This is a genomic window from Paenibacillus sp. FSL R7-0312, from assembly GCF_038004445.1.
Taxonomy (GTDB): Bacteria; Bacillota; Bacilli; order Paenibacillales; family Paenibacillaceae; genus Paenibacillus_AQ.
The window spans coordinates 6,569,068-6,586,852 of record NZ_JBBORE010000001.1; the positions used below are offsets into that span (position 1 = coordinate 6,569,068).

Here is a 17,785-nt window from a genome sequence, read left to right on the forward strand (position 1 = left end):
CTTTGCTGCAGTTTGTATACGCTCCCTTAGCTCCCGCATTCTCCCTTCATCTTGCGTATCCGCGGACAAAAAACAATTAAAAGCTAAATAGAAATTTTCATATCTGCGGTCCATTCTATCAGACAGCTCTAAACAAACTCTTAACAATTCTCGACAAAAACCGCTTCATCAGGTCCTACATACGGGTAATTTCTCAAAAAAACGAAAAAACCCTGTCCCCCCTCAAAAAAATGTCTAAAACAAAAAAACGCAAGGAGCTTTCGCTCACATGCGCAATTTTTATCGTACATCAAATATCCCTGTTAAACGTAAGGCTGAATTAGCTCCTGTTTTTCATGTCTGAACCACTGGCTGCATCCATATTCTCTTCTCCGAGTCCGTACCGTTCCTGATAATAGCTGGGTGTACATCCTGCGTATTTCTTGAAGATTGCAATAAAATATTTGTAATCCTTATAGCCTACATCTGCTGCAATGGCATACACCTTATCCTCACCGCTGCGCAGCAGATCCATCGCTTTCTGGATGCGGTAACGGTTCAGGAAATCATTGAAGGTATAGGTCGTTTCGCTTTTGAACTTCTGATTCAAATAGGTAGCACTAACGCCTAGGCTCTCCACCAGATCCTTGATCCCGATTTTCTCTGCATAATGCTCCTGGACATACCGGATCATCCTGGACACGTAACGGGAGGACTTGCCGGGAAGCTTAACGATGGATGCCTGGAGAGCTTCCCCGTTTCCGCCACCCGAGGTCAGCATTGCTGTGTATTGCCGCTTCATTTCCAGCTGGCTTTTGGCCCGCTCCAGTGCAGCTAATAACTGTTCCTGCTCCAGCGGCTTCAGCAGATACTCGGTAACCCCCAGCCGGATGGCGTCCTTAGCCAGCCTGAATTCATCATACCCAGACAGGATGATATAGCTGCAATCTGCTTCCTCCACACTCTGTTCAATCATGGAAATCCCATCTATAAGCGGCATATTGACATCAACGATCACGATATCGGGGCGCAGATCCGCAATCTGGCGGAGCCCTTCCTCACCGTTCTCCGCTTCACCCACAACCACGCAGCCGGCTCCCATCCAATCAAATGTAAAGCGTAGCCCTTTGCGGATCATCTCTTCATCCTCGACCAGCAGCACCTTGAACATCCGTCTCCTCCTTCCGGAATGGCAATCTAAATGTAACGGCTGTGCCTTCCCCCTGAGTGCTGTCAATCTGAATACCGTAACGTTCCCCATACATCAGCACAAGCCGCCGATGCAGATTATGCAGGCCGATATGCGGGGCCCGGTTATCCTGCGACCTCATAATAGCACGCACTTCCTCCAGCCGGTCCCTGCTCATTCCTCCGGCATCGTCCCTTACCTCGATGATCAAATCCGTTCCGTCTACCCAGCCAACTACTGTAACCGCTACAGATTGGCGCTGGCGGTAGCCGTATTTAATTGTATTCTCAATTACCGGCTGCAGCATCAGTCTGGGGACAAGTGCCGTCCGGGCCGTTTGATCCACCTCTTCCCTATAGTGGAGCCTGTCTTTGAAGCGTATCTGCTGCAGCTTCATGTAGCCTGCAATATACTCCAGATCATCCCCAAGCACGACATGGTCGCGCTCATTGCCTATACTGTAGCGCAGATGCCGGGATAGTGTAAGCACCATATCCTGGGCAAGCTTATTGTCCACGACAATGGCGTAACGGAGCGTCTCCAGTACATTGAATATAAAATGCGGATGAAACTGCGACTGCAAATGCTTCACTTCAATCACTCTGCGCAGATCGGACAGTTCGATGTTCTGGGTGATCAGCTCATTCAGACGCTGTAGCATTTGATTGTATTGGCTCGCCAGTGTCTCGAACTCATCACCCGTCCCTATGTAAACATAGGAATCCATATTGCCGGACTGGAGCTCTCTGACGGCATAGATCAGCTTGTCTATAGCCCTCGACTGGCGTGTAGAGATAATGCGGGCAGAATATTGAATGACAATCCAGAGCAGCACACTGGCCATTGCAAAAAATACCGCCAGAGACCAATAGGCGCTGCGATTCCCTTCAGCGGCACTTAAAGTATAAACACGCCATTGCGACAGCGGTATGTATGTTTCTTTACTGTAGTACTTTCCTTTATCAATCCATACGTATCCCTTAGAATCACTGGCCAGGCTGTATTTGTTCATCAGCCCCTGGGTCAGATTATTTGTAGTAGCAATGATGGTCCGGTAAGGGTCGGTTACCACGGCGATTTCGTTGTTCTGCACGAAGATCAGCTTCTGCAGATCCAGCTCGTACAGCTGGTAGATCAGATAACCTAGCACAACTCCGCCTTCACGTATTTCTCTGGCAAACGAATATGCTGTGTAGCGGTCATGCGAGAAGCGGATATGGTTAGTCTCGGCTAACTCCTCCAGACCTTGATTATGCATCCGCCGGGCAATCGCCTGCAGTGCAAGATCAGAGGGTTCGGAGTTATAGTTGGCAGACGATGCCATGATATTTCCGTCCGCACTTATGATATACATGATGCTCTTCACCTGCTGGCGGTTATTGAAGTCATAGAACCGCTCAAATACCTCCGGGCCTTGAGTCCGTGATCCTGTAAATGCAACAACAGAATCCAGCGTTGCTGCTTCATTCATTTCCTTAACGTAAGAGCTGTAGACTTCCTCCATCGCCGATTTGATTTTTTTACCCGCATCCGTTGTCTGGTTGATTAGCAGAAACCGCGAATTGATCATCATAAATATCAGGAACAGCACAAATAGAATGGAAATCGGCACAAGGGTGTGCAGCAGAAACAGCCTGCGCAGCGAATCCTTGAAGCTCCTTTTAGCCATTGTGCCTCCCCCTCTCATTAGTCCTACTATCATACACGGGCAGCCGGAATCGGGATACCTTGCAAAATATCGGCAAAAGCCTGATAGACAAAAGCCGGTACCGCTTACGCGGAACCGGTCTTCAATCACATGGTTACTTCTTTTTTACCGGAGAGCTTGAAGAACAGCAGCAGTGAAACCACAGTGATCGCCGTCAGCAGCGTCGATAAGGCAGCAGCAACCCCATAATTGCCGCGGATAACCTCGGTGTACACAGCAACTGTCATCGTCCGGGTATTCCCTGTATACAGAATAATAGAGGTGCTAAGCTCCGTAATAATGCTGATCCAGCTGATGATCGCCCCGGCGAATACACCGGAAATCATCATCGGCACGGTAATCTTGAAGAAGGTCCGCATGGTGGATGCCCCCAGACTGATCGCCGCCTCTTCAATACTGTCGTTCACCTGATGGAGCACGGCGGCACTGGAGCGGATCGTGTATGGCAGCCGCCGGATCACAAAAGCAGCAATCAGAATGACAGAAGTACCACTCAGTACCAGTGGTTCCTTATTGAAGGTAACCAGCAGCGCGATCCCCAGAATGGAGCCAGGTACAATGTAAGGCAGCATCGTGAAGGTATCCAGGACATGGGCAACCGCTCCTTTGCGCTTCACCGTGACATAAGCGATCAGTACCGCAGCCAGCGTAATAATGACAATCGTGATACTGGCCATCATGAAGGTGTTATAAATGGAATCTCCTACTTTGGAAAAGGCCGCGCGGTAGCTGTCCAGGGAGTAACCGTCGACGAATATTTTGCCCGAGGTCTTCAGGAAGGAAGTATAAGCAACATAGACTTGAGGCATCAGAGCCAATAACGTGAACAGATATACGTAGGCATGTGCCGCCAGATTGGCGATTCCCTTCAGCTTTTTCGGTTCAATCGGGTTCAAGGCACTCATACTGTAGGATTTCCGGTTCGCAACGTACTTCTGCAGCAGAAACACGGTGATTGCGAACAATACTACAATTACACTGATCGCTGCAGCAAAGCCGTCATCTCCCCCAACCTCACTGATAAATTCATTGAAGATTAGCACAGGTACAGTTCGGTACCCTTCGCCAATCAGCATCGGTGTGCCGAAATCCGCGAACGCCCGCATGAAGACCAGCAATCCTCCGGCCAGCAGCGTAGGCGTAATCAGCGGCACGAGTATTTTCCACATTTTACGCAGACCCGTACAATTCATGCTCTCCGCTGCTTCCATCAGGGAGTTGTCCACATTCTTCAGCGCCCCTGATACGTACATGAAGATGAGCGGAGACAACTGGAGCGTCAGCACCAGCAGAATGCCGGAGAAGCCGTAAATGTCAGGCATACTGAAGCCGAATACAGTGGACATGAATTTAGTGATCACCCCGCTGCGTCCCAGCAGCAGAATCCAGGCATACGCGCCGATAAACGGAGCGGACATGGACGAGATTAAGATCAGAATGCGCACTGTAGCGCTGCCTTTGATTCTGGCAATGGTCATAATGTAGGCCAGCGGTCCGGCGACCAGGATAGACAGCAGCGTAACACTTACAGTCACCTTAATGCTGTTCCATACAGCGTTCATATAGTAGGCCTTGCTGAAAAATTTATGGAAGTAGGCAAGTGAGAACTCGCCGGTTGTCCCGTCAAAGAAGCTTTTAATCAGCAGCATGAATAGAGGCAAGGCCAGAAACACCAGATATCCGGCAAAAATAATGAAGGTAATCAGCGACCAGATGTCCCAGCGCTTCATGCGGCCGCTCATGAGCCTAGCCCCCGGTTCAGATTACGTTCCCCGGACGCATCATAGACATTGACCGTTCCCGGAAGTATAGCGAGAGCAACCTTCCGGCCAATATCCACCACTTCAGTGGAAGCCGACTGCTGGATGATTTCCACTTCCTGTCCATTCTCAAGCGCTACGACCAGATGCGTATTGAGTCCCAGAAAAACATTGTTCACAACTGTCCCGGCAAGGCCTGTACCGTCCTCTGACAGCACAAATTCCTCCGGCCGGACTGAAATTTTAACCTCCGATGCTCCAGCAGACTTTAATTCTGCCGGCAGCCCCGGCACCGCCAGTAAGTAGCTGCTGCCAATACGAAGAACCGCATCGCCTTCAGCTCCATTCTCCAGCTTCGCCTCAATTACATTGGTCCGTCCGATGAATGTAGCGACGAACAGATTGGCGGGGCGCTGATAAATATCCCGTGGTGTTCCCACCTGCTGGATGATGCCGGACTTCATAACCGCGATCCGGTCGGATACTGCCATCGCCTCTTCCTGATCATGCGTTACGTATACCGTAGTAATTCCTACCTCGCGCTGAATCCGCTTAATGGCATTGCGCATATCCACTCGCAGCTGGGCATCCAGATTAGAGAGCGGCTCATCCATCAGCAGCACATCAGGATTAATAACGATGGCCCGCGCCAGCGCTACACGCTGCTGCTGACCGCCTGACAAATTCTTAGGCATTCTGTTTTTGTATACCTCAATCTGCACCGTATCCAGAATCTCCTCCACTCTTCGCTGCAACTCTCCTTTGCCCACTTTACGGTTCTGCAGCCCGAACGCAACATTCTCGGATACGCTTAAATGCGGAAAGATCGCATAATTCTGAAATACCATTCCGATATTCCGTTTGCCCGGTGGAACGTTATTCATCACTTTATCATTGAAGCCGAGATCCCCGCCTTCAATACTGTTAAAGCCGGCCACCATCCGCAGCAGTGTCGTCTTCCCGCAGCCTGAAGGACCCAAAAGGGTGAAGAACTCACCCTTTTGAATATCCAAAGACAGCTCGGGGATAACGGTAGTATCGCCATATTTTTTGACAATGTCCTTGAAGGATATCGCAACGCTCATGTTATTCACCCGCCTTCTCTCTGATTTACGGTTCTGGTCATGAATTATTCAGCAATATTGGTAAACAGCTCAGTATAACGCTCCACAATAGCTGCCTTATTCTCTGCAACGTAGGCTACGTCCTCATCAATCACCTTGATTTGGTCTATCGGTGTCATGAAGTCTCCGATCGCAGCATCGGTGCGCAGCGGACGGTTGGTCGTTTCTTGTCCTAGCGCATCCTGACCTTCTTTGGAGATCAGGAAGTCGATGAACTTGCGGGCGTTCTCCTGATTCTGAGAACCCTTAACAACGCCGGCTACCGCATCGAGGAACACCGTTCCCTCTTCCGGATATACCACCTTTACCGGCGCACCGTCTTTTACGTAGCTGACTGCCGGATCTTCGTAGGTTAACGCCACTACGTATTCACCATCAGCAACACTTTTGTGCGCTTTGCTGGACCCTCCTGCAATTTTCCCATCCAAATTCTCCAGTAGCTTGGCTACATAATCCCAGCCTGCATCAGAGGTATAATCTCCGCCCATAGCTCTAAGCATATTGGTCAACTGAGCGAACGCCGAGCTGGAGTTGGCCGGGTCCGCCATCGCGATCTTGCCCTTCAGCTCCGGATTGAGCAGATCCTCATAACCGTTAATTTCAATATCACCTGCGAGATTCGTGTTTACTAGCAGCACACTTCCGTCCGATACGTAAGAGGTCATGATGCCAGTCGTATTGGTGTGACCTTCTAATAGGTCCTTATCATTAGGTGAGACATATTCCCCGAACAAATCCGCATTATCGTTAAACAGTGCATAAGCTCCGCCGAACATGACGTCAGCATACGGGTTGGTTTTCTCTGACTGAATCCGTTTGATCAGCTCGCCGCTGCCTGCCGATACCAGCTCCACTGTAACGCCAGTCTGCTTCTCGAATGCCGGGATAAGTGCATTAATCATTGCTTCACTGTTCGGGGTATAGACTACCAGTTTGTTCGAGCTGCCGCCTGAAGCATCTTCATCCGCTTTGTTTCCTCCGCATGCCGAGAGCACAACCACCATCATTGTCATAATAAGTGACACCGTTAACCACTTTTTCATTTCCTCTTCACCCCTTGTCTGGTTATAGGTCTATTTTATCAGCTTGAAATTTCATTAAAATCCTATTATTCGACAAAATCATCTAAAATCCACAACTAAAACAAATGGTCATGTCATATAACGTAACATAAAATACATAAATTGGATCTTTGGTTGTCTTTAACATTTTTCCCGCAGTTAATATCCTTAGACACGGGAGGTGGACTCGTACTTCATTTCATTCCAATCAAAAAACCCTGGAAGTAATCCCAGGGCTGATTGCAAATTCATTTGTGTAGTCCGACTCTTGTCCAAAGGATGCGGTCTATTTCTGCCCGTAGCACCTAAAAGCCTCCGCCCTTAAAAGCGGCTATTGCTCAGAGAGTCGTGTTGACGCACGGCTCTCTTTGCATACTAAATATAAAGTCAAGCGCTCATGTATCGTATGCAGTACAAAACCTGCATTGAGGATTTCGCGCACTACATGCCGCCAAGTTATTCATCTTCGTCCTCATATTCTTCTTCGTCTCCGAAACCTCCATATTGATTAGGCACCTCTCCGTTACTCTCCATAATCATCGGTAATTTCTGACCCGGACTCACCTCTATAGTTCCCAGATACTGAACAATAAAATGCCATTCATCACCGTAGTCGAATAAGAGTAACATCTTTTGTTTAGGAGTATGGAATACTTTATTGATTTTTGCCCTGTTCACGCCGGGGAACTTCGTCTTCTCACCGATATCGGCAAACAGCTCGTAGCCTTTTTCAGAGCGTGTCCAGTTTTTGATATTATCATAGAAGCCAAAGGCGTGATCCAGATCAAAATCAAAGGCTTCAATCGAAATTTCCGCCAGAGCATACAATGAGTCTTCGGCAGCAATAACTATATTACGGAAAGGCCGTCCACGAACCGCAACGTTCCTATCGCTTAAAGTCACTTTAAAAGATTGTGCTTGATTATTCTTCATCGTTGTTCACTCCTATACTAAACTACTAAATTCATTGTAAATAATCAACCGTGCTCTCCCAACATTCCCCATATTCTGCTATGCTAATATAAACCCAAAGAAGAAGATGCAGGAGGCGCGAACTTGAATGGATGCATTTCAATATGAGCTTACTTCAGAGACTACGATTAATCTGAAATATGAGTATGGAGGCGAGTACTTCACGTTCAGCTTGTACCGGGATGACAGAGGCTGGGTGCTTCACCCCTTTGACGGCATTCTGCTGAGGAATCCGGCAATGTGCTCTCTTGTCGCCCAAGAGCTGTTCAAGCACAAGCCTTTTCAGGTCATGCTGGCAAAAGAGGGAATTCTTTTCACCGATATACGTTCCACTGTTAACCTCGATAACGTGAACACTCCGGTTGCCGCGCGCAATGAGCGGGAGTCCTACGATAACCCGGCTGATGACCTGATGGAATTTGTTCAGCAGCACTCGGTGGAAGAGGTCATTGATTACGAATGTAGTCTTGTCGAGAACCGCATCTCCTTTTATAGAGAAATCCTGCAGCGGATGTTCATGGACAATCTGGGCCCCTCGGATCCGGAGTTCCAAAAGGTGCAGGATATTGTACGTATCTACGAACATTCTTTAGACAGGTTATCCAGTCTGAACGGTCCGAATCTTGATGCCGGAAGACGCGACAGATTCTAAGCTCCTTCACGTATTCATTCAATTCTACTAATCTTCTGAAAGGCAGGTTCCAATGACCGTTGAACTGATAAAGGGACAAAAATGCAACTTAACAAAAGATACGCCTCTCCTTACCCGTATCATCGTCGGAATGGGCTGGCACAATACGGGCTCTGCGGTTGAGGTTGATTTTTCCGCCTTTTTGCTTACGCCATCCCAGAGCGTCTCAAAAGATGAGGACCTTATTTTTTATGGCAACGCTTCTACTCCGGACCAGTCTGTAAGTGTATTGCAGTCTGATAAAAAAACTTACGCAGGGTTAACCGACAACACACAAATCGCTGTCAGTCTCAGTAAGATTCCCGCAGAATACGAGCGGATTGCATTTGCACTAACGATTTATGAGGCTGAGAAGCGGCAGCATAGCTTCTCGCTGCTGGATGATGCCTATTTACGGATCATCAACGCTGCTGATGGAACTGAGCTTCTCCGCTACAGGCTGGGTAAAGCGTTCACTGTAGAGACCGCAATTGTAGCCGGAGAAATCTACAGATACCAGAATGAATGGAAATTCAGCGCAGTAGGTTCCGGATATGCAGGCGGCTTAGCTGCCTTATGCCAAAGTTATGGGATTCGGATCAATGACATTCTGCCGTCTGTTCAGCCCGCCAGCCGGGTCGTTCAGCCGCAGCAGTCTCCCCTTATTCTCCCGGAGCTGAGGTCACGGCCGAAACCAGCGGGTCATTTGCCTCCTTCTTCACCAGCTTCACCTCCAGCATCGCCAGCATCACCTCCAGCCCCACCTTTAAATCCGGGTTCCCATCTGCTTAAGCAACGCGGGGAGCGGATCAATCTGCAGAAAGGGGCAGGATCACTAGGCGAGATCCTGATTAACCTGAACTGGGTGCAGACCCAATCATCCGGCTGGTTCGGCAGCAAAGGCATCGATCTTGATCTCGGTTGTCTGTTTGAATTGAAAAATGGGCTGAAGGGCTCTGTCCAGGCACTCGGTGAGTCCTTCGGCAGCTTGAACAGGCCACCCTACATCTCCCTGGATGGGGATGACCGCACCGGATCGATCGCCACAGGTGAGAATCTGCGGATCAACGGCCATTATCTTTCCGAGATCAGCCGGATTGTTGTCTTTGCCTTTATCTATGAGGGAATCACGAACTGGTCGCAGGCTGACGCCCGTGTGACTATCAGGCAGCAGAACGGACCTGAGATCGAAGTCCGGCTGGATGAGCACAACAATAATAAGGGAATGTGTGCCATCGCCATGATTCGTAATCAGCAGGATGAGACCTTCAGCGTGGAGCGGCTTGTAGAATATTTCGCCGGACATGAGGAATTGGATCAGCACTATAACTGGAATCTGAGATGGGAAGCCGGGAGTAAATAGAGCGTTAATCGGATGCCCCGTTTTTCCACTCCAACACTCCAACTGTCTAAGAACATCAAAAGAACGGCAGCTCTGCCGTTCTTGGGGACCATCAAGCCTTTTTAATCCCAGGCCTAATCTGTATATCTCGCCATCGTATATGTACTGTAATATTTCCCGTCTGACAGGATACGGTCCTTCTTCAATATACCTTCGACTTCAAAACCAAGGCTCTTGTACAAGCGGATCGCCTTCTCATTGGTTTCCAGAACGCCGCTTAGAATGATTTTGGTTATTCCGTTTGCGTCAGCCCAGGAAATGGATGCTTGCAAAAGGTTTGCGCCCACTCCGAAGCCCCAATATTGTTTCAAAACTCCTACTCCAAATTCCACTTTGTGCTTAAACCGCTGCAGATCATGTCCTTCACACCGGGAATAACCAATGATTCTGCCGTTCGCTTCCGTAACCAGGCATATATTCCGCGGATGGTTCATGTCCCTCCCGATGATTTCTTCAAATCCGGCTTCATCAATAAAAGCCTCTCCCGGCACCCGGTCCATATGCTCGGTCTCCCCGTCAATCTGAAGCCTTAACCCGGACAGACCCTTCGCGTCTGTCTTAACTGCTGAGCGGATCGTGTAATTCAGACCTTTCACCTTGTATTCCTGCTTGGTAATGATCATGGCTTATATTCCTTTCTTAAAAGAATCAATGACTAGCCGTGAAGAATATACTGCGTGGAAACTCTCCTAGAGTAAAGGGCTAGTGCAACCCAGCCCTTCTTCATCAAACATGAGTTTAATATATAGACGAATACATACTATTTGATTTCCGTCTACTAATGAAAACAGCAAAAAAACGGCATCTCTGCCGTTTCTTCTGTGATGGACTCTCAGGGGCTCGAACCCTGGACAAATAGATTAAGAGTCTACTGCTCTACCAACTGAGCTAAGAGTCCGTAGTATGGTGGAGAATAGGGGGCTCGAACCCCTGACCTCATCGCTGCCAGCGATGCGCTCTCCCAGCTGAGCTAATTCCCCATACGCTTGATTTCGAATCACATTATGTATTCTGAAATCCATTTTGAGCGGTTCACTCAAGTCGCTTTCAAGTTGTTATGTTTCGTAGGCGACTTCTATATAATACAGAAATTCGGGATCAGTGTCAACACTTTTATAAAATTAATTAATTTCTATACAGAAGCGCTTCTCACAGAGGCCAGCCTCACAATATCAAGGCTAGCCCCTTTATGCCAGGAATGACACATTCCCTCTTCAGTAAGCCTCCTACAGCCCGTCCAGCTCCTCAGTCCCCTTAGAGAGCAGTCCCTTCAGTTCCTTCATAAACATGTTGATGTCCTTGAACTGGCGGTACACGGACGCGAAGCGGACGTAAGCTACCTCGTCTACAGGGTAGAGCTGCTCCATGACCAGCTCGCCGATCTGGCGGCTCTCGATCTCGGCCAGGGCGATGCCGCGCAGGCTTTTCTCAACCTCGGATACGATGACTTCCAGGCGCTCTACAGAAACGGGACGCTTCTCACAGGCGCGGATGAGGCCACGGAGGATTTTGTCACGGCTGAACTCTTCGCGGCTGCCGTCTTTTTTGATGACGATCAGCGGGGTTTCTTCAATCATTTCGAAGGTGGTGAAACGGCGGCTGCACAGTTCGCATTCGCGCCTGCGGCGGATGGACTTATTCTCATTGGCTGGACGGGAGTCAAGCACCTTGGTATTGGTGTGATCACAGTAAGGGCATTTCATAAGCTTCATCACTTCCTCATAGTAAGAATGGGTATGCCCCGCTCCTGAATAACCAGGCTAAACGGGGCTTATGTTAATTTCCAGAAATCACCGTTTATTTGTTGTTATGAATATGGCAAGTCCAGCACATAATACAGTTACCAACCGATAGGAGGTGAACAGCAATGAGCCAAAACAACAGCTCCAATAACCTGGTAGCTCCAAATTCACGCGGTGCCTTGGAACAACTGAAATTCGAAGTTGCCCAAGAACTAGGTATCACCCTCTCCCCAGATGGATACCAAGGCAATAAAACTTCTTACGAAAACGGTTCGATCGGTGGTTACATCACTAAACGTCTTGTAACCCTGGCTGAACAGCAATTGGCAGGTCAATACAAATAACCTGTCTCCATAAGCTTGCCTAAAGAAGTATTGAACGGCCTCCGGGCCGTTTGATGCTTCTTTTTATGTCGGCACAAACGCAATATTTAAAGCAGAGCCTCAGAATTCACTGTAGAGCTCTGTGTATTGGTCATAATAATAGATGACACGCTGTACATAGTGACGGGTCTCTCCGAACGGGATATCCTTCACAGACGCTTCTGTTCCGTCCCACCGGCCTTCATCCAGCCAGCTCTGTACTTTGCCGGGTCCGGCATTATAGGCGGCTATAACCGCTGTCCGGTTGCCGTCAAACTGCCGGGAAAGCTTAGACAAATACCAGGTACCCAGTTCGATATTGGAGGATGGCTCTTCTTTTAGCCGCTCAAGCGACACTTCAGGAAGCTTGGCCTTTTCCAGCGCCCACTTGGCGGTATCCGGCATCAGCTGCATCAGTCCGATTGCACCTTTTTTGGATTCGCGTCCGGTCTTGAAATTGGTCTCAACCCGGATAATTGATGCCACCAGGAACGGGTCCATCTCATAAGTAAGGCTGTGTTTGCGGATCTCATCTTTATAATGTATCGGATAAAACCAAGACATCCAATTGGTGCCCAGGAACAGGATCGCTGTAAAGCCAATAAACAGCAACAGCAGTACTCTTTTTTTGCGCAACCACTTCATCATAAGAGGCCCAGCCTGTCCCACAGGCTGGCAACCTGCCGCTCCGTAGCTCCGGGATCACCGCTATTGTCGATCACGTAGTAGGCTTTCCTGCGCTTTAGTTCGATGTCCATCTGCGATTTCAGCCGGTTCTCGGCTTGTTCCAGCGTCATTCCATTCCGCGCCATGAGCCTGGCCAACTGGACTCTGCGGGGCACATATACCACAATAATATGATCGAATAAATTGTCCAGCTGTGATTCATAGAGCAGCGGAATATCCACAATAACCAGCCGCTGCGGATCTTCCTGATCTAACGCATACATACGGTCCTTAATTTCTGTACGGATCGCCGGATGCGTCAGATGGTTCAAGGTCTGAAGTGCTTCCGGATCCCGGAAAACGATCTCCCCCAGCCTCGGCCGGTCCAATGTTCCGTCCGGCTGCAGAATCGTCTCTCCAAAAGCCTGTACAGCAGCGGCCAGCACCGGATGTCCGGGGAGCATAACCTCTCTGGCGATGACATCGGCATCCACCAGAGCAGCTCCCTTGGCGACAAACAGTGCGGACACGGTGCTTTTTCCGGAAGCAATCCCTCCGGTTAAGCCCATAATCATGTACTCACCTCATAATAGCTTCATTATACCCATTGCAATCAATAATAACGCCGGCAGAACAGCCGCATGCTTCATCCAGTAGCTGCCTGACAATCTTAGTCCTGTCTTCATCCCCAGCAGCAGAAATGTTCCGCTGAACACAGCGATCATCAGCGAGGTCGACACCGGGCTGAACCCGAGCAGCGCAGCGCCGAGACCGGCACCGAAGGCATCCAGCGACAATGCAATGCCCAGGACCATGGCTTCCATGGAGGAGATACTCCCGGAAGCATCCATATCGGCGGAAGACGGGGTGCGGAGGATCTGAATGACTACCCCCAGATGCCGGAGCTCCAGCGAGAATACAGCCGGCTTCAGCGGTCCCGCATCTTCCCTAATCGCAGCGGCAGCCGTCTCCAGCAAGGCCTGCCGGTCTGGCAGCCCGTCTCCGGCTCCCAGCTCTGCTTCCCCCTGCTCCTTCTCTTTCTGTGTCAGCATCTGAAATAGTGACCAGCAACCCATCAAGACGAGAATAACCGCTCCGATACTGGAAGCGGCATGCGGTGAGACCACCTTGGCCAGCAGGACGCCGACCTGCATAGACACACAAATGACTACCCCCGAACAGAGCGAGATAATCATAATTGAGAGCAAAGGAATTTTCATTTTACGCAGTCCATATGTAATGCCTACACCAAATCCGTCCAAACTAAGAGCAAACGCAAGCAGCAGCAGTGACAACAATGGGCTAAGCACCCGCAATCCCTCCCGTGAAGAACCGGAACCTGGCGGCCTTGTCAGCCGGGCTCCGTTCGCCTTAATCAGCAATCTTCACACATTATATGGGCGGGACGGGCAGTGAGTGCCTGCCTTTTGATGAAGCATGGACAACACCGTTTAGAATTCCCTTAGAATTTCCTATAAATCCACTTCATACGCCCGGCTGAATGCTTACCTTGTCTGCACCGGTACTGGCTGGCAGCTCGGACAATAATGCGTGCCCCGGCCGCCGACAACACTTTTCTCAATCAACGTTCCGCAGGTAGCGCAAGGCTGATCCTTGCGTCCGTATATGCGGTGCTGATCCTGGTAATTCCCGCTCTCCCCCTGGCCGTTGACATACGACTTCACTGAGGAGCCTCCCGCATTCACCGCCTCTGTCAAGGTTGCAACGATCGCATGATGCAGCCTGGCCAGATGGTCCTCCGAGAGGGAGTTTGCGGTTTCTTCCGGATGAATGCCGGCACGGTGCAGGGATTCATCCACATAAATATTACCGATACCGACGATATATTCCTGATTCAGCAAGAGCGGCTTAATTTTGGTACTTCTCTTCGAGACAATCTGCTTGAAACGCTCCAGGGTGAAATCCGCATCCAGCGGTTCCTGTCCCAGCTTATTCAGCGGCTTCAGCAGCAGATCCTCACCCGGCTGGAACAGATGCATCGTTCCGAACTGGCGCACATCGGTATAACGCAGCTCCGTACCGTCGGAGAAATGGAAAATCACATGAGTATGCTTGTCCAGCGGCTCGCCCTCCCGGTACACCCCGTAACGGCCTTCCATCCGCAGATGGGAGACCATCACAAGTCCATCGAAGACGAACCGCAGGAACTTGCCTCTGCGCTCAACCGTTACTACGCTATGGCCTGCCAGCATATGGGCAAAAGCCTGAATATCATCCGGGCGCTGAATAATCCGCGGCAGCCGGACGGTGACATGCTCTATCTGCTTGCCTGTAATTAAATCATTAAGTGTTCTTCTGACTGTTTCGACTTCCGGCAGTTCCGGCATAATGGCTCACCTCCACTCCATTATACCGGATATCCAGCAGATGCGGGGAGCCTATTTCGCTTCATACCAGTTACTTCCAAAACTTACCTCTGCCTTCAATGGAACGGACAGCTTCAGCGCTCCGGCCATAACCTCCGGCAGCAACAGCTTCATCTGCTCCAGTTCATCTTCCGGCACCTCGAATACAAGCTCATCGTGTACCTGCAGCAGCATACGGCTCTTCAGCCCGCGCTCGTATAGCGCCTTGTCCATGTGAACCATCGCCAGCTTGATAATATCGGCAGCCGTCCCCTGGATCGGTGTATTCATGGCGGTACGTTCGGCGAAGGAACGCAAGTTGAAGTTCTTCGCGTTAATCTCCGGCAGGTAGCGGCGGCGCTCCAGCAAGGTGGTCACATACCCCTGCTTACGGGCCTCTACGACGATATCATCCATATAGCGGCGGACACCCTTGAACACTTCGAAATATTGCTCAATGAACTGGGCCGCTTCCTTGCGCGGAATGTTCAGGTTCTGTGACAGGCCATAATCGCTGATGCCATACACAATTCCGAAGTTAACCGCTTTGGCTGAACGGCGCATATTGCTGTCCACCATATCGGCAGTAACGCCAAATACGTCCATCGCGGTCTTCGTGTGAATATCCATGTCTTCTACAAAAGCTTCCTTCATCCGCTCATCGCCGGAGATATGTGCCAACACCCGCAGCTCAATCTGCGAGTAATCCGCCGCCAGAATCGACCAGCCGGGTTCGGAAGGCACGAACACCTTACGGATCTTGCGGCCTTCTTCCAGCCGGATCGGAATATTCTGCAGGTTCGGGAACTGGCTGCTGAGCCGTCCCGTAGCGGCAATCGTCTGCCGGTAGAAGGTGTGTACCTTCCTGGTCTCCGGCGAGATTTCCTTCAGCAGGCCTTCCACATAGGTGGATTGCAGCTTGGCAATGGAACGGTATTGCAGGATCAGGCGCACAGCGTCATGGTAAGGAGCCAGCTTCTCCAGCACTTCGGCATCGGTGGAATACCCGGTCTTCGTCTTCTTCACGACAGGCAGGCCGAGCTTCACAAACAGGATTTCCCCCAGCTGCTTCGGTGAATTGAGATTGAATTCGGTTCCGCAGATCGAATAGATTTCTCCAACCAGCCTGGAGATCTGTGCTTCGAATTCTTTGCCGAGCTCTATGAGGTCATCTTTGTTAACCGCAATGCCCTGCTTCTCCATATCGGCAAGAATCCGCGAGAGCGGCATTTCCAGATCCTGAAACAGTCCGGTCATCGCGGTCTCTTCCAGCTCCTCCTGCTGCTTCTGCACGATGCCAAGCACAGTTGCGCTCTTGCGGGCTACGTGGTTTCCGAGAATCTCAAGCTCAGGTATTCTATATTTGGCCCCTTTGCCGAATACATCTTCATCCGGTGATAAGCGGGGCAGACCGTATTTGCTCGTGAGATCATTCAGATTCTGGTTCGCTTCCGTCGGATCGAGCAGATATGCGGCAAGCTGGACATCATTAGCAGCTCCGGCAAAAGCAATCCCCTGCCAATGCAGCGCCAGATCGGCACGGTGCAGGTCATACCCGCTCTTCGGCGCTTTGTCATCGCCGAGCCAGTGCCGCAGCGGCGCCGCTGCGGCACTCTTCAGCAGTGCAAACGGCACGAAGTAGTGCTGCTCCGGCGAAGACAGCCCGAGACCAATGACCTCCGCACGGTGCGGATTCTCACCATTCGACTCCACATGCAGCGCCGAAATGCCCGGCAGCGCAGTAATCAGGTCCGCCAGTCCGGCTTCATCCACAATAGTGATATTAAGCGTTGCCGCTTCCACCGCTGCTGGATCGGAACTGCTGCCATCGGCCGTATGGGAATAGGCGCTCAGCGACAGGCGTTCGAGCAGGGATTTGAATTCGAGCTTAGCGAGTGCAGGGCCAGCCGTATCCGTATTAATACCGCTGAAGACCATATCCTCCCAGGCATGCGCCAGCGGAACTTCGCGGTAGATCGTCGCCAGTTTCTTGCTCATGATGGCGCTGTCAGCATGCTCCTCCAGCTTTTCCTTCATCTTGCCCTTCAGCTCACCGGTTCCGGCCAGTACACCTTCCACCGATCCGAACTGCTGAAGCAGCTTAAGCGCTGTCTTCTCCCCTACTCCCGGCACACCGGGAATATTGTCACTGGCATCGCCCATCAGCCCTTTCAGATCGATGATCTGCTCCGGGGTAAGATCATATTTGTCCCGGATCTGCTGCGGCCCGTACAACTCTACTTCCGTAACGCCCTTACGGACCAGCGCGACGGTTGTATGCTCGGACGCCAGCTGTAGCATGTCCTTATCCCCGGACACAATCATCACCTGCCGCCCTGCGGCATCCGCCTCGCGGGAGATGGTGCCGATAATATCGTCGGCTTCATAGCCGCCGATCTCAAACTGCGGCACCCCTAATCCCTGCAGCAGTTCCTTCAGAAGCGGGAACTGTTCAGACAATTCCGGCGGAGTCTTTTGGCGTCCGCCTTTATAGTCTTCATACCCTTCATGCCGGAAGGTAATCTTACCGGCGTCAAAGGCCACAATCATATGACTCGGCTTATGCTCTTCAATCAAACGCAGAAGCATTGTCGTGAAACCGTACACCGCATTCGTTTGCTGTCCTGCTGTATTCGTCAGCGGCGGCATCGCGAAAAACGCCCGGTAAATGATATTATTTCCATCAATCAGTATCAGCTTGTCCACTATAGCACCTCGCCTTTATCTTGCTTACTTCTTATATAGTACCATATGCCCCGCACCAAGTTGAAACATAAGGATGAT

Annotated in this window: 16 protein-coding genes and 2 tRNA genes; 3 read left to right on the forward strand and 15 right to left on the reverse strand. The window is 50.4% G+C overall.

Annotated elements, in window-relative coordinates; genetic code table 11:
- Positions 1-319 precede the first annotated feature (319 nt).
- The 6 genes from MKX70_RS28605 to MKX70_RS28630 form a co-directional block, all read right to left on the reverse strand.
- On the reverse strand, positions 320-1,150 hold the full coding sequence (locus MKX70_RS28605; protein WP_340788645.1) for a response regulator transcription factor: 831 nt from the start codon (positions 1,148-1,150) through the stop codon (positions 320-322).
- On the reverse strand, positions 1,122-2,837 hold the full coding sequence (locus tag MKX70_RS28610) for a sensor histidine kinase (RefSeq protein ID WP_340841356.1): 1,716 nt from the start codon (positions 2,835-2,837) through the stop codon (positions 1,122-1,124). Before MKX70_RS28610 ends, MKX70_RS28605 begins: the two co-directional genes overlap by 29 nt.
- A 125-nt stretch (positions 2,838-2,962) precedes the next feature.
- Entirely contained in the window at positions 2,963-4,618 is a 1,656-nt protein-coding gene (locus MKX70_RS28615; RefSeq protein WP_042234717.1) for an ABC transporter permease, read from the reverse strand.
- A complete protein-coding gene (locus MKX70_RS28620) occupies positions 4,615-5,721 on the reverse strand; it encodes an ABC transporter ATP-binding protein (RefSeq protein ID WP_042234715.1) in 1,107 nt (368 codons plus the stop codon). The genes MKX70_RS28615 and MKX70_RS28620 overlap by 4 nt, the downstream gene beginning before the upstream one ends.
- Before the next feature lie 44 nt (positions 5,722-5,765).
- Positions 5,766-6,803, reverse strand: coding sequence for an ABC transporter substrate-binding protein (locus MKX70_RS28625; protein ID WP_340841357.1), 1,038 nt, complete (start codon positions 6,801-6,803; stop codon positions 5,766-5,768).
- Between the two features lie 474 nt (positions 6,804-7,277).
- Entirely contained in the window at positions 7,278-7,754 is a 477-nt protein-coding gene (locus tag MKX70_RS28630; protein ID WP_052416203.1) for an IS1096 element passenger TnpR family protein, read from the reverse strand.
- Positions 7,755-7,881: 127 nt separating this feature from the next.
- Here MKX70_RS28630 and MKX70_RS28635 point away from each other — a divergent pair, with 127 nt between their 5' ends.
- Positions 7,882-8,445 carry a hypothetical protein gene (locus MKX70_RS28635; RefSeq protein ID WP_042234710.1) on the forward strand — a complete coding sequence of 188 codons (564 nt, stop codon included), beginning with the start codon at positions 7,882-7,884 and terminating at the stop codon, positions 8,443-8,445.
- Between the two features lie 52 nt (positions 8,446-8,497).
- Positions 8,498-9,826, forward strand: coding sequence for a TerD family protein (locus tag MKX70_RS28640; RefSeq protein WP_340841358.1), 1,329 nt, complete (start codon positions 8,498-8,500; stop codon positions 9,824-9,826).
- 113 nt (positions 9,827-9,939) lie between these two features.
- Here MKX70_RS28640 and MKX70_RS28645 read toward each other — a convergent pair whose 3' ends face one another.
- The 4 genes from MKX70_RS28645 to nrdR form a co-directional block, all read right to left on the reverse strand.
- On the reverse strand, positions 9,940-10,488 hold the full coding sequence (locus MKX70_RS28645; RefSeq protein WP_340841359.1) for a GNAT family N-acetyltransferase: 549 nt from the start codon (positions 10,486-10,488) through the stop codon (positions 9,940-9,942).
- A 202-nt stretch (positions 10,489-10,690) separates the two neighbouring features.
- A tRNA-Lys gene (locus MKX70_RS28650) sits at positions 10,691-10,763 on the reverse strand.
- 6 nt (positions 10,764-10,769) lie between these two features.
- Positions 10,770-10,845 (reverse strand) — tRNA-Ala (locus MKX70_RS28655).
- Between the two features lie 246 nt (positions 10,846-11,091).
- Positions 11,092-11,568 (reverse strand): transcriptional regulator NrdR, encoded by a 477-nt coding sequence (gene nrdR, locus MKX70_RS28660; RefSeq protein WP_039305242.1) that lies wholly within the window; start codon positions 11,566-11,568, stop codon positions 11,092-11,094.
- Positions 11,569-11,732: 164 nt separating this feature from the next.
- Between nrdR and MKX70_RS28665 the strand changes: the two genes are divergently transcribed.
- Positions 11,733-11,951, forward strand: coding sequence for an alpha/beta-type small acid-soluble spore protein (locus tag MKX70_RS28665; protein WP_039305013.1), 219 nt, complete (start codon positions 11,733-11,735; stop codon positions 11,949-11,951).
- A 99-nt stretch (positions 11,952-12,050) separates the two neighbouring features.
- On the opposite strand, the gene MKX70_RS28670 is transcribed toward MKX70_RS28665, so the two are convergent.
- The 5 genes from MKX70_RS28670 to polA all read right to left on the reverse strand — a co-directional run bounded on the left by MKX70_RS28670 (position 12,051) and on the right by polA (position 17,707).
- Positions 12,051-12,614 (reverse strand): lytic transglycosylase domain-containing protein, encoded by a 564-nt coding sequence (locus tag MKX70_RS28670; protein WP_340841710.1) that lies wholly within the window; start codon positions 12,612-12,614, stop codon positions 12,051-12,053.
- Entirely contained in the window at positions 12,614-13,210 is a 597-nt protein-coding gene (gene coaE, locus MKX70_RS28675; RefSeq protein ID WP_042234685.1) for a dephospho-CoA kinase, read from the reverse strand. Before coaE ends, MKX70_RS28670 begins: the two co-directional genes overlap by 1 nt.
- A gap of 9 nt (positions 13,211-13,219) precedes the next feature.
- Positions 13,220-13,945, reverse strand: coding sequence for a manganese efflux pump (locus MKX70_RS28680; protein ID WP_042234684.1), 726 nt, complete (start codon positions 13,943-13,945; stop codon positions 13,220-13,222).
- A gap of 195 nt (positions 13,946-14,140) precedes the next feature.
- A complete protein-coding gene (mutM, locus tag MKX70_RS28685) occupies positions 14,141-14,983 on the reverse strand; it encodes a DNA-formamidopyrimidine glycosylase (RefSeq protein WP_042234682.1) in 843 nt (280 codons plus the stop codon).
- Between the two features lie 51 nt (positions 14,984-15,034).
- The gene (gene polA, locus MKX70_RS28690) at positions 15,035-17,707 is read right to left on the reverse strand and encodes a DNA polymerase I (protein WP_042234680.1); all 2,673 of its coding nucleotides are present in this window, start codon (positions 17,705-17,707) and stop codon (positions 15,035-15,037) included.
- Positions 17,708-17,785: the final 78 nt, after the last annotated feature.

Bases quoted from the DNA above. Each gene is read 5' to 3' on its own strand.
- MKX70_RS28605 (WP_340788645.1), bottom strand. From the start codon at position 1,150: ATGTTCAAGGTGCTGCTGGTCGAGGATGAAGAGATGATCCGCAAAGGG.
- MKX70_RS28610 (WP_340841356.1), bottom strand. From the start codon at position 2,837: ATGGCTAAAAGGAGCTTCAAGGATTCGCTGCGCAGGCTGTTTCTGCTG.
- MKX70_RS28615 (WP_042234717.1), bottom strand. From the start codon at position 4,618: ATGAGCGGCCGCATGAAGCGCTGGGACATCTGGTCGCTGATTACCTTC.
- MKX70_RS28620 (WP_042234715.1), bottom strand. From the start codon at position 5,721: ATGAGCGTTGCGATATCCTTCAAGGACATTGTCAAAAAATATGGCGAT.
- MKX70_RS28625 (WP_340841357.1), bottom strand. From the start codon at position 6,803: ATGAAAAAGTGGTTAACGGTGTCACTTATTATGACAATGATGGTGGTT.
- MKX70_RS28630 (WP_052416203.1), bottom strand. From the start codon at position 7,754: ATGAAGAATAATCAAGCACAATCTTTTAAAGTGACTTTAAGCGATAGG.
- MKX70_RS28635 (WP_042234710.1), top strand. From the start codon at position 7,882: ATGGATGCATTTCAATATGAGCTTACTTCAGAGACTACGATTAATCTG.
- MKX70_RS28640 (WP_340841358.1), top strand. From the start codon at position 8,498: ATGACCGTTGAACTGATAAAGGGACAAAAATGCAACTTAACAAAAGAT.
- MKX70_RS28645 (WP_340841359.1), bottom strand. From the start codon at position 10,488: ATGATCATTACCAAGCAGGAATACAAGGTGAAAGGTCTGAATTACACG.
- nrdR (WP_039305242.1), bottom strand. From the start codon at position 11,568: ATGAAATGCCCTTACTGTGATCACACCAATACCAAGGTGCTTGACTCC.
- MKX70_RS28665 (WP_039305013.1), top strand. From the start codon at position 11,733: ATGAGCCAAAACAACAGCTCCAATAACCTGGTAGCTCCAAATTCACGC.
- MKX70_RS28670 (WP_340841710.1), bottom strand. From the start codon at position 12,614: ATGAAGTGGTTGCGCAAAAAAAGAGTACTGCTGTTGCTGTTTATTGGC.
- coaE (WP_042234685.1), bottom strand. From the start codon at position 13,210: ATGATTATGGGCTTAACCGGAGGGATTGCTTCCGGAAAAAGCACCGTG.
- mutM (WP_042234682.1), bottom strand. From the start codon at position 14,983: ATGCCGGAACTGCCGGAAGTCGAAACAGTCAGAAGAACACTTAATGAT.